Here is an 11010-nt window from a genome sequence, read left to right on the forward strand (position 1 = left end):
CCGCCATGCAAATCAACAATATCCGATCCAAACCCCGCCTCTTTGAGGCATCAGCCAACCGCTTCGACAATGTGAGCGTCGAAACGGCTGCCCAGCTCGCCTCTCTCGGATCGGACATCTCGCTGCTGATTTCGCGGGACGGGACCGTCCTCGACATTGCCTACGCGGACGGCACGCTTGCCGGCTACAATGTCGAAGGCTGGGTCGGTCGCAAGTGGCGGGACACCGTCACCGTCGAATCGACGGAGAAGGTCGATTCGCTTCTGGCAGATATCCAAAGCGCCTCTCCGACGCGCCGGCGGCAGGTCAACCACCCCGGCCCCGCCACCGGCATGCCCGACCTTCCCGTCGATTACCGGCTCGTCGCGGTAGATGGCCTCAACTGCTGGATGGCACTCGGCGACGACCTGCGCAAGATCGCGTCGATCCAGAACCAGTTGCTCAACGCGCAGCTGGAGCTTGAGCGCGAGTATCGGAAGATCCGCGATGCGGAGACGCGGTACCGCACCATCTTCCAGAAACTCAGCCAGCCGATCTTGATCGTCGACGGAACGGACCGGAAGATCGTGGACGCCAATCTTGCGGCATCGCGCACCCTGTTGCGCCCCGTGGGCAAGCTGATCGGCGAAAACATCATTTCCCTGTTTGAATCCGGTCATCGCGACATGCTCGGGGAACTGATGAGCGAGGCGCAGCACAGCGGCACGGCCCGGGCGGCGGTGGCGCGTCTGGCGGAGGTCGATGTCGAGCAGTCGGTCGCGCTCGAGCCGTTTCGCGAGAACGGGCGCAACAGCCTGTTCCTGCGCCTGTCGCCCCCGCCGGGCGCGCATGAGAACGATGACGCGGTAAACCGCGACGCAACCGACGTTTTCGAAACGCTGCCGGAAAGCCTTGTCACCATCGGCATGAAGGGCACGATCGAGAACCTGAACGATGCCTTCCTCGACATGGTCGGCCTGCTCAACAAGGAGCGGCTGATCGGCCGCAACCTCAACAACTGGCTCGGCGGTTCCGCCGTGGATCTCAATGTCCTGCTCGCGAAGGTCCGCGACGAGGGATCGGTGCGCCAGTTTGCAACGGTCATCCGCGACGACCTTGGCGGAGTCAAACCGGTAACCGTCTCCGCCGGGCGATTTGCCCATGGCGGCCACGAAAGCGTCTGCCTGCTGATCGGCGGCGCGGCCAAGCGGGAATCCGCCCTGGGCATGTCGGCTGCCAGCCTGGCGCCCGACGGTGCGGACTTCTCCGAACTGATCGGACGCGTGCCGCTCAAGGAGCTAATCCGGGAGGCCGTCGACGTCATCGAGAAAATGTGCATCGAGGCCGCCCTGCGCCAGACCGACAACAACCGCGCCTCGGCCGCGGACCTGCTGGGGCTCAGCCGGCAAAGCCTCTACATCAAGCTGCGCCGCCACGGCCTCGAGGATTTCGGCGGCGGCGGGCGGGGGTCTGTCAACTCCATTTGACGAGTGTCAATTCAGATTGACAACCCCATGTGTCCAGCCTAGCATTTTTGCATGGTTGCACGATCCTTCCCAAAGACGGGCCAGCGCGCGGCGACATGGCCCACACCAGCGGCGGTGCTTGAGCTTCTGAAGCCGATCACCTGGTTTCCGCCAATGTGGGCCTATGGCTGCGGCATGATCGCCAGCGGCGCCGATCTCGGCAGCCGCTGGGCCTATGTCGCCGGCGGCATCCTGCTCGCCGGTCCGATGATCTGCGGCACCAGCCAGGCGGTGAACGACTGGTACGACCGCCATGTCGATGCCATCAACGAGCCGAACCGGGTCATTCCGTCGGGCCGCATGCCCGGACGCTGGGGGCTTTGGGTTGCCATCGCCGGATCGCTGTTGTCGCTTCTGCTTGCCGCTCTCCTTGGCATCTGGGTGTTCGTGGCGGCGGTGATCGGCCTGGTCTTCGCCTGGATCTACAGCATGCCGCCGCTGCGGCTGAAGCAGGACGGCTGGCAGGGTAACGCGGCCGTTGGCCTCTCGTATGAAACGCTGCCCTGGCTGACCGCCGTCGCCGCCGCGACCAACGCCCTGCCGGACTGGCGCACCGGTCTGATCGCGCTGCTCTACGGCCTTGGCGCGCACGGCATCATGACGCTCAACGATTTCAAGGCGATCGAGGGCGACCGGCAGATGGGCATCCGCTCGCTGCCCGCCCGCTACGGCCCCCAGGCAGCGGCGAGACTGGCCTGTCTCACCATGGCGCTCGCGCAGCTTGCGGTGGTCGCCGCGCTGCTCGCCTGGGGCCGCCCCTTCTTCGCCGCCGCGATCGCGGGACTAACGCTTGTCCAGCTCGTGTGCATGGCCCGTTTCCTGAAGGACCCGATCGCCCGCGCCGTCTGGTACAGCGCCATCGGCGTCGGCCTCTATGTGACGGGAATGGTGATCGCGGCCTTCGCGCTGCGCGGGCTCGTCTCCGCCTGACGGGGCCGCTCGACACTGGAATTGACGGAGAGATCGAATGACACCGGCCGGGCTTGGATGGATTGCAATCGCGCGTCTCGGGCTGGTTCAGGCCGCGCTGGGGGCCGTGGTGGTGCTCACCACATCGACGCTCAACCGCGTCATGGTCGTCGAACTCGCCATCGCCGCCGTCATTCCGGGGCTGCTGGTCGGCCTGCATTATGCGGTCCAGATTGCCCGGCCGGTGTGGGGCCACGGTTCGGACGTCGGCGGCTCGCGGACCGGCTGGATCCTCGGCGGGCTGGCGCTACTCGCCCTTTCCGGCACGGGTGCTGCGGCAACCACCTTCCTGTTCGAGATCCGGTTTGCCTACGGACTTGCGGCCGCGCTCGTCTGCTATGCGCTAATCGGGGTCGGCATCGGCGCCTGCGGCACCTCGCTGCTGGCGCTTCTTGCAAGCCGCACCGCGCCCGAGCGGCGCCCGGCAGCGGCGACCATCGTCTGGATGATGATGATCGCCGGCATCGTCATCACAGCCATCGTGACGGGCAGCGTGCTCGATCCCTATTCCCACGCCCGCCTCGTCCTGGTGACGGCGGCAACCGGCGCGACCGTCTTCGCAATCGCCGCGCTGGCGCTCTGGCGGCTGGAACGCACAGCGGTCCCGCTTGATCACGCCGCCGCCAGGTCCGCTCCCGAGACGCCCGGTTTCTCGACGCGCAGCTTTCGCATCAGCCTTGCGGAGACCTGGCGCGACGGCGAGGCGCGCGTGTTCTCGGTGTTCGTCTTCGTGTCGATGCTCGCCTACAGCACTCAGGATCTCATTCTCGAGCCTTTCGGCGGCCTCTTGTTCGAGATGACGCCGGGCGAGACCACGAAACTCTCTGGCGTGCAGCATGCGGGTGTCTTTGTCGGCATGGCGCTGGTCGGCATCGCCGGGTCGCTGCTTGCCCGCCGGCGACCGCAGATCCTGAAGATCTTCATCGTCTCAGGGTGCCTGGGATCGGCGGCGGCACTTGCGGCCCTGGCGCTCGGGTCGGCCGTCGCGCCGGACTGGCCGCTGAAGACCAACATCTTCTTGCTGGGGGCCGCCAATGGCGCCTTCGCCGTCGCCGCCATCGGCACGATGATGGCACTCGCCGGCGCCGGCGGCCCGAAACGCGAAGGCATTCGCATGGGCGTATGGGGCGCGGCACAGGCCATCGCCTTCGGACTGGGCGGCGTTCTCGGTACGGTCGCACTGGATGTGGCCCGCGCCGTGAGCGGCGACACGGCGCTTTCCTTCACGCTCGTCTTTGGCGGTGAGGCGATCCTCTTCCTGAACGCGGCCGTGCTCGCACTCAGGATCGGCAGCAAACGCCCGCGCCCCGGCACCCGTGACACCGACATGCCCCTCCCCCTCGCCGCAGCGGAGTAAGACAATGGACAATCGCGATTTCTTCGACGTCGTTGTGGTGGGAGGCGGGCCGGCGGGCGCAACCGCCGCGCAGGCGCTTGCGCTGGAAGGCCACTCGGTGCTGATGATCGACCGGGAGGGCCGGATCAAGCCCTGCGGCGGCGCCATTCCGACGCGGGCGATCCGCGACTTCAACCTGCCGATGGAGCAATTGACCGCGAAGGTCCATTCGGCCCGCATCATCGCGCCGAGCGGCCACAATGTCGCAATGGACATCGGCGACATCGGATATGTGGGCATGGTCGACCGCGATCTGTTCGACCCATTCCTGCGGGCCCGTGCGGTCGAGGCCGGAGCGGTGCAGCTCACCGGAACCTTCAAGACGCTGGAGCGCAATCGGGACGGCACGGTGACCGTCAGCGTCGCGGTCGGCGAGAAAGCCGGCGAGTTGCGCCACATCACGACACGCTGCGTGATCGGGGCGGATGGCGCGAATTCCGCCGTGCGGCGGAGCGTCTTCGGCCCCAAGCGCAAACCGCCCTACGTCTTTGCCTATCACGAGATCGTTGAATCGCCCAAGGCACCGGATCCGGAGCTGTTTCGCGCCGACCGCTGCGACGTGATCTATGACGGCCGGATCTCGCCTGATTTCTACGGCTGGGTGTTTCCCCATGGCCGGCACACCTCGATCGGCTGCGGCTCGGCGGTCAAGGGCCACAGCCTGAAAGCCGCAACCCGCGCCTTGCGCGAGGCCGCCGGCCTTGGCGAGGCGCGCACGGTGCGCGAGGAAGGCGCCCCGCTGCCGCTCAAACCGATGCGGCGCTGGGACGACGGCCGCAACGTGGTACTGGTCGGCGATGCCGCCGGCGTTGTCGCGCCCTGTTCGGGGGAAGGCATCTATTACGCCATGCTGAGCGGCCAGATCGCTGCGGAGGCCATCGGCCAGATGTTCGCCAGCAACTCGGCCAAAGCCCTCGCCAGCGTGCGCAAGCGCTTCATGCGCGAGCACGGCATGGTGTTCTTCACGCTTGGGATCATGCAGTCGATCTGGTACGGAAGCGACAAGAGGCGCGAGCAGTTCGTGAAGATGTGCGCCGATCCGGACGTACAGCGCCTGACCTGGGAAAGCTATCTGAACAAGAAGCTGGTGCGGCGCGAGCCGATGGCCCACCTCCGGGTCGCCATCAAGGACATCCGGCAGCTGCTCGGCATTCCGGCCCGCGTCTAGGCCGGCGATGACCACGGCACTTCAGCTTCTCGACAGCCTGACGCAAAGCGGCGCGATTGCCCTGATCGCGCTCGGCGTCCTCCTTCTGGAACTCGGCGTGATCGCCATCGCCATTCGCAAGGCATCCCTGCGCCGTTCCCTGCTGCTGAACGGGTTTTCGGGCATCGCCCTGATGGGGGCGCTCTATCTTGCGCTCACCGGCAAGGGCGGCGTGCCGATCGCCCTGTGCCTGGCAGCGAGCCTCGCCGCGCATCTCTTCGACCTGACGGCGAGGCTGAAATCCCCGCAAGACGGCTGACACAATAGCGCCGCCCCCCCCTGTCGCGACAGGGGGGGCGGCGCGTGTCCGTTCCGGCTCGATCCATAAGGGACTTGCCGTCATGGCCCGCTGGCCGCTCAGTGTCAGTTCGCAGGCGGGTCGTCCGGCTTGGCGGACGGCTTCTCGGTCGACGGGTCGGAGGGCTCGCCGGTCGGCTTGTCAGTGGGTTTTCCCACCTCGCCCTCCGACCAGGCCGCGTTCAACCGGTCATAGGCATTGGCGAAGCCGGCCTTCAACTCCTGCCAGGCGTCAGCGGTTCCCGCCTGAAGCGCACCGAACCGTTCGCCGAGCGCATTGCGCGCCGCGCGCAGGTCCGCAAGCTGAGCCTTGGCGGCCTCGCGTGCCTGTTCGCTCATCTCGTCCCAGCCCTCGCGCAAGGCATCGGCCCGACGCTCGATTTCGGCGTCGAGCTCCGTCATCGCCTCACGCGCGGCGGCGACAGCCTGGTCGCGTTCCTGCGCACTGTAGTCGGCAATCGCGTCCATCGCCTGCGAGACCTTCGCGCGAACCTCTTCCGAGGTCGTCACGCTCTTGTCCTGGTCCTGCGCGGCAGCGACGCCGGCAGGCAGCGCGACAAGTCCGGCAAGGGCAACAACGCGAAGCGATTTCAACACCTTCATGTCAGTTCCTTTCCCGATCAGGAGGGCTGGAAAATGCGCAAGACGCGTCAAGGCGTTTACTTGAACCGCGACATGGCGGAATCCACCGCATCGCCCAGGTTCTTCCAGGCCTTTTCGTAACCGGCCTTCATGTCGCTCCAGGCATCGTCACCGGCGGCGCGCAGCTCCTTGAGCCTGCCTTCCGCTTCTTCCTGGTGCGCCCGGAGTTTTTCGATTTCGCGCTCATACTGGATGCGGGCATCGGCATTGGCTTCATCGGCTTTCGCCTTCAGCTTGTCGATCTCCGCATTCCACTGGTCGAGTTGCGCCTTGGTCTTTTCGATATAGGCGTTTTTGTCTGCCATCTGTCTGGCTCCTTCCATTCGTCGGCAATTCGGACGTTGCGACCCGATCCGCTTGGATGCGGACCCGTTTCGTTGTCAGGCCACGCCCGAACCGCCACAGGATTAAAGTACACATGCCGCCCGCATTCGAAGGCGAGGTCTGGCATGTTCGGTTTCGGCATCCCGCAGGCGGGATGCGCGCTCAGCCGGCGCGCGCCGGCACTTGATCCGGATTGAGCCGGATCATTCGGTAATTGAGATAGCCCGCCGTCATCACCCAGATCGCATAGGGCACGAACAGCATCGCCGCCAGAACGGAAACCATGCTTGCCGCGACCATGAAGGCGAAGATCGACGCGAGCAGCGCGCCAATGTCCATCAGCGCGAGATCCATGCGGCGCATCCCGAAGAAAAGCCACGACCACGCCGCATTGAGCACGAGCTGGGCGCCCCAGATCACCATTGCAAGGCCAAATCCCTCTGCGGCAAACACCAGCCAGCCGGCAAAGGCGATCATGATGTAGAGCACCGTCCAGACGACCGGAAAAACCCAGTTTTTCGGCGTCCAGTCGGGACGCTCGAGGCTCGCATACCAGTCTCCCGGCTTGAAGATCGCTCCGCTGGAAGCGGTCGCAAACACGAGCAGCACAATGATGGCCAGCGTCATGGGATCCTTCCAGAGAGGTTGCGATAAGCCTTGCCGCGCGAGCGTTCTGCCCTCGCGCCCATGATCCTAACACGCAATCGGGACGAAACGGTACTCGGGACCCCAAGCGTTCGTTTTCAAGCGGTTAGCGGGCGTTTGCGTTCCCGTCCGCCGCCTTTGCGGGCGATTGCGCGCCACTGATAGATGATGATTGAAAGTCCGACGATCAAGGGGATGCTCCAAAGAACCGGGTTCAGAGCGATCTCGGGCATCAGGCGAACGGCGCCGAAAGCGAAGAATGCCGTGTAGACGGAGATGCCGGCCCCCACCAGCGCCTTGATGTGCTCCTTGAGCCACCCGAGCGGGTGCGGCCGGGCGCGATAGAGGTAGAAGAGATTGGTCGCGACCGTCGCAAAGCCGATGCCGGAGATCCCGATCATCAGCGCTTCGCCGATCAGGATCCCCTGCGCCACGCAGTTGATCGCCAGCGCCGCGAGGAGCCCCTGAAGAAGGAGGTTAACCGGCGTCCGCATCGCCGCGCGGTCGCGCTTCAAAGTGATGCAGAGCCAGCCGTACCAGGCGAGATTGACGGTCAGAACCGCCAGATAAAGCATCATCCAGCCGAAAATGCCGCGCACGAAGGCCGCATCCGGCAAATGCGGATGGGTTTCCAGAGGCGCGATCAGGGTGGCGATGCTGATGCCAACCGCAGCCGCTCCGGTCGCGAGCATGGAAAAGGTGAATATGCGTCCGAACCGCCGGTGGGTGTCGCCGCCCTTGCGCCCCGCCACTGGCACCCAGAAGGCAACGAGCCCGGTGGCGCCGGTCACGATATGGGCAATCACGAAAGCCTCGAACACCCAGATCATCGCAGTCCCCGCCACCAGTTATGTCACAATCATATTACATATTTGATCGTCATGAAATATGGACTAGGCTTGAAAAGGTCGTCCGCATCGTTCCCGAGGCCGCCTTTGTACGCGCCCCCCCGCACCCGCTCCCTGCCCTCTCTCCTTGCGCTCGCGCGCTGCGTCTGGCGGGGCGATGGCGACCTGCTCGGCCTGCTTCCGGCCGCGGCCTATCGCACGGCCATCGGGCCGCTCGGCTATTCGAGACGTTCCACCGTGATCGTCAACGACCCGGACCTCGTCCTCCACGTGCTGAAGGACCCGGAGCAGATCTTTCCCAAAAGCGACCTGATGGTGGGCGCGCTGGAACCGCTCGTCGGCGATTCCATCTTCGTATCCGCCGGGGCGCGCTGGCGGCGGCAAAGAGAGATGATCGACCCGGCCTTTTCCCACATCCGGCTGAACCGCGCCTTCACCGCCATGCAGGCTGCCGTCGACGCCTATGAGGCCCATCTGGATGGGGTGGCGGGCGAAGGCAGACCCGTTTCTCTCGATCTCGCGATGAGCCACCTGACGGCGGACATCATCACGAGGACAGTGTTTTCGACGCCGCTGCAGTCACAGGTCGCGCATGACGTGTTTTCCGACTTCGCCGCGTTCGAGCGGCATGTGGCGCATGTGAAACTGTCGCGGCTGATCTTCGACCCCGCCTTCGCCCCCGTCGCCCAGCCGCCGGAGGTGCTTGCCGCCTGTGCCCGCATTCGGCGCCACCTGGGCGAGATGATCGACACCCACCTGGCGGCCGGCGCCTCCTACGACGACATCGCCTCGGCGGTGATCGGCGCGCGCGGTATCCAGGACGGGACCGACACCGGTTTCACCCGCGAGGAACTGATCGACCAGCTCGGCGTGTTCTTTCTGGCCGGACACGAGACGACCGCCAGCGTGCTTACCTGGGTGTTCTTCATTCTCTCCATCCGCCCGGATATCGCCGCGAGGGTGCGCGCGGAGGTGGAGGCCGTGGCCGGCGCGGGGCCGATCGACATCGACGCCACCAAGAGACTTGCCTACACGCGCCAGGTGTTTCGCGAGACCTTGCGGCTTTATCCGCCGATCACCTTCCTGCCGCGCGTCGCGATGGCCGACACGCGCCTTGGCGGGCGCCGGATCAGGCGCGGCGCGCTGATCATGATCGCGCCCTGGGTCATCCACCGCCACCAGAGGCTTTGGGACAATCCGGACGCGTTCGATCCGGAGCGGTTTTCGCCGGAGCGCGAGGCAAAGATCCGCCACGGCAGCTATCTTCCCTTCGGCCTCGGCCCGCGCATTTGCGTCGGCGCGGCCTTCGCGCAGACGGAGAGCGCGCTGATCCTCGCCCGGCTCCTGCGCCGTTTCGACTTCGAGCCGCTTGCGCCGGAAAAAGTACGCCCGGCCGCGCGGCTCACCACTCGTCCCGCCGATCAGGTGATGGTGCGGGTCACGCGACGCGGTTAGGAGCCAGCGCCGGACCAGAGAATGTCCTCGGTCGTCGTCTCGCCCATCGACTTGCCCTTGAAAACCGCCGGCACGAGGATCGGGTAGGAGGTGAAGGTCATCGTCGGGAAGACCAGGGGATCGCGCGGGTCCCAGGTTACATCGCGGGCCTCACGCATCGCGCGCCATTTCATGCCCCGCTCCCGCCCGTTGAACATGGCGGCCTGCCATTCAATCAGGCAGGGATAGAATTGCTGCATCAAGGTTTGCGGGCGAAAGCGCACCGGCCGGTCGGCGTCCGGCTCGGCGATTGCCCGCGCGACATCCTCGGCTTCGAGGAAATGAATGCCGCTGGTCACCCGCGGATTGCACTCGATCGCCTGCACCCGGCCGTCATCGTCCTCGACGAAATCGAAGGACGCGAAGCCGCTGTATCCGGTTTTCCGGGCGAAGCTTGCAACGAAGTCCGCAATGCCGGCATGCTCGGCCAACCGCTCGAAACACACCGCCACCGTGCCGCTCATCACCACGCCGCGGTAGACGCTGGTGACCAGCACCCGCCCCGCGCGGAGCATCGAAAAACTGCTCAGCAGCCTGCCGTCGAGGCGTTCCTGCACCACCAGATCCCGACGCGCGCCGCGCTCCGGCAGGGGCGTTCCGGCCGCATGCATCGAAACGCCCAGACCGGCACAGGAATTGGCGGGCTTGAGGACATAGGCACGGTCCGCCGCAAGCGTCTTGCCCGCGTCGCTGTCAGCCGGATGCGTCTCCGGCACCGGCAGAGCGAGCGCCCGCATCTTGCGCGCAAACATGAGCTTGTCGTGAAGTTCGAGCAGCGCGGCCCGAGGCGGAGCGTAGAGGCGAACGCCGGCAGCGAGACCCTCCGTCAGACCGGCCACATGCAGGGTTTCCTCGGACACCGGGACGACCAGATCGATGCGCTCGCGCTCGATCACCTTGCGCAGATCGTCGAGGTAGCCATCAGGATCGCGCGCCGGCGCCCTGACGCGCAGCGACTTCGAAACCGTCCGCGACGCCCGGCACAAATGCCAGGCGAAGGGCTCGGCAACGACCACGCGCCAGCCCAGCGCATGAAACCCTCGCGCGAGATCCAGAGATTTGGGCATCCGCCCCAGGGTGAGCAGAACGGTCTTCGACATGCCCCGATGCTAGGACAAAATCCGGCTGCGGTGTATCGCCGACGCATGCTCCGCTCGACGCGGACGATGGATGCGCCATATTCGGGACTCAGGCGCGGAACGTCGCGCCGCAGCATCGCGGTGACACCATGTTCAAGACTCCAGCAAAAACCATCCGCGCGGTCGTGGCCTCGGCCGCCGTCCTCCTCCTGTTCGGCTTGCCCGCTCAGGCCCGCCCGGACACAAGGACCATGACCTGCGCGCAGGCGCAGGATCTGGTGAAGCGCTCGGGCGCCATCGTGCTGTCGACGGGGCAATACACCTATTCGCGCTTCGTCGCCGACAGGCGCTATTGCGGCCACTACGAGATCCTGCGGCCGAGCTATGCGCCGACGCGCGACACCGCGCAATGCCCGGTCGCCTATTACTGCGAGCGGGTCGTGCGGCCGCGCAACTGAGGGCCGCACCGGGGCCGAAAGCGCGCGTCTAGATGTGAAGTCTCAGGAGGTTGTTCACCCGGTTCGGGGTTAGGCTGCAATCGCCAAACTCCAGCCGAGGATCCCGAAGGATGAACAACCCGCACCAAGGTGCCCGCCTTACCGTC

12 protein-coding genes are annotated in these 11010 nt (G+C 65.7%); 7 read left to right on the forward strand and 5 right to left on the reverse strand.

Features of this window, described 5'->3' with window-relative positions; genetic code table 11:
* Nucleotides 1–5: 5 nt before the first annotated feature.
* The 5 genes from ppsR to LC092_RS16465 are packed head-to-tail and all read left to right on the forward strand — an operon-like array spanning nt 6 to nt 5336.
* Nucleotides 6–1466 carry a transcriptional regulator PpsR gene (gene ppsR, locus LC092_RS16445; RefSeq protein ID WP_224808316.1) on the forward strand — a complete coding sequence of 487 codons (1461 nt, stop codon included), beginning with the start codon at nt 6–8 and terminating at the stop codon, nt 1464–1466.
* 51 nt (nt 1467–1517) lie between these two features.
* On the forward strand, nt 1518–2435 hold the full coding sequence (chlG, locus tag LC092_RS16450) for a chlorophyll synthase ChlG (RefSeq protein ID WP_224808318.1): 918 nt from the start codon (nt 1518–1520) through the stop codon (nt 2433–2435).
* Nucleotides 2436–2472: 37 nt separating this feature from the next.
* Complete coding sequence (locus LC092_RS16455; protein ID WP_224808320.1) at nt 2473–3831, forward strand: BCD family MFS transporter; 1359 nt, start codon at nt 2473–2475, stop codon at nt 3829–3831.
* 4 nt (nt 3832–3835) lie between these two features.
* Entirely contained in the window at nt 3836–5038 is a 1203-nt protein-coding gene (locus tag LC092_RS16460) for a geranylgeranyl diphosphate reductase (RefSeq protein ID WP_224808322.1), read from the forward strand.
* A gap of 7 nt (nt 5039–5045) precedes the next feature.
* Nucleotides 5046–5336, forward strand: coding sequence for a hypothetical protein (locus tag LC092_RS16465; protein ID WP_224808324.1), 291 nt, complete (start codon nt 5046–5048; stop codon nt 5334–5336).
* Between the two features lie 104 nt (nt 5337–5440).
* On the opposite strand, the gene LC092_RS16470 is transcribed toward LC092_RS16465, so the two are convergent.
* From LC092_RS16470 to LC092_RS16485, 4 genes are all read right to left on the reverse strand, one after another.
* A complete protein-coding gene (locus LC092_RS16470; RefSeq protein WP_224808326.1) occupies nt 5441–5977 on the reverse strand; it encodes a hypothetical protein in 537 nt (178 codons plus the stop codon).
* A 56-nt stretch (nt 5978–6033) separates the two neighbouring features.
* A complete protein-coding gene (locus LC092_RS16475; protein ID WP_224808327.1) occupies nt 6034–6321 on the reverse strand; it encodes a hypothetical protein in 288 nt (95 codons plus the stop codon).
* A 181-nt stretch (nt 6322–6502) separates the two neighbouring features.
* Nucleotides 6503–6967, reverse strand: coding sequence for a TspO/MBR family protein (locus LC092_RS16480; protein WP_224808328.1), 465 nt, complete (start codon nt 6965–6967; stop codon nt 6503–6505).
* Nucleotides 6968–7083: 116 nt separating this feature from the next.
* Nucleotides 7084–7830, reverse strand: a complete 747-nt coding sequence (locus LC092_RS16485; protein ID WP_224808329.1) for a hypothetical protein — start codon at nt 7828–7830, stop codon at nt 7084–7086.
* 90 nt (nt 7831–7920) lie between these two features.
* Here LC092_RS16485 and LC092_RS16490 point away from each other — a divergent pair, with 90 nt between their 5' ends.
* Nucleotides 7921–9288 (forward strand): cytochrome P450, encoded by a 1368-nt coding sequence (locus LC092_RS16490; protein ID WP_224808330.1) that lies wholly within the window; start codon nt 7921–7923, stop codon nt 9286–9288.
* Here LC092_RS16490 and LC092_RS16495 read toward each other — a convergent pair.
* Entirely contained in the window at nt 9285–10427 is a 1143-nt protein-coding gene (locus LC092_RS16495) for an ATP-grasp domain-containing protein (RefSeq protein WP_224808331.1), read from the reverse strand. The two genes, LC092_RS16490 and LC092_RS16495, sit on opposite strands and share 4 nt — an antisense overlap.
* Nucleotides 10428–10555: 128 nt before the next feature.
* Between LC092_RS16495 and LC092_RS16500 the strand changes: the two genes are divergently transcribed.
* Nucleotides 10556–10864, forward strand: a complete 309-nt coding sequence (locus tag LC092_RS16500) for a hypothetical protein (protein WP_224808332.1) — start codon at nt 10556–10558, stop codon at nt 10862–10864.
* The last annotated feature ends 146 nt before the right edge of the window (nt 10865–11010 follow it).

Source organism: Stappia stellulata (assembly GCF_020176715.1).
Taxonomy (GTDB): domain Bacteria; phylum Pseudomonadota; class Alphaproteobacteria; order Rhizobiales; family Stappiaceae; genus Stappia.

Coding starts and splice junctions, on each gene's coding strand:
- LC092_RS16480 (WP_224808328.1), bottom strand. CDS start 6,967: ATGACGCTGGCCATCATTGTGCTGCTCGTGTTTGCGACCGCTTCCAGC.
- ppsR (WP_224808316.1), top strand. CDS start 6: ATGCAAATCAACAATATCCGATCCAAACCCCGCCTCTTTGAGGCATCA.
- LC092_RS16465 (WP_224808324.1), top strand. CDS start 5,046: ATGACCACGGCACTTCAGCTTCTCGACAGCCTGACGCAAAGCGGCGCG.
- LC092_RS16470 (WP_224808326.1), bottom strand. CDS start 5,977: ATGAAGGTGTTGAAATCGCTTCGCGTTGTTGCCCTTGCCGGACTTGTC.
- LC092_RS16460 (WP_224808322.1), top strand. CDS start 3,836: ATGGACAATCGCGATTTCTTCGACGTCGTTGTGGTGGGAGGCGGGCCG.
- LC092_RS16455 (WP_224808320.1), top strand. CDS start 2,473: ATGACACCGGCCGGGCTTGGATGGATTGCAATCGCGCGTCTCGGGCTG.
- chlG (WP_224808318.1), top strand. CDS start 1,518: ATGGTTGCACGATCCTTCCCAAAGACGGGCCAGCGCGCGGCGACATGG.
- LC092_RS16475 (WP_224808327.1), bottom strand. CDS start 6,321: ATGGCAGACAAAAACGCCTATATCGAAAAGACCAAGGCGCAACTCGAC.
- LC092_RS16495 (WP_224808331.1), bottom strand. CDS start 10,427: ATGTCGAAGACCGTTCTGCTCACCCTGGGGCGGATGCCCAAATCTCTG.
- LC092_RS16500 (WP_224808332.1), top strand. CDS start 10,556: ATGTTCAAGACTCCAGCAAAAACCATCCGCGCGGTCGTGGCCTCGGCC.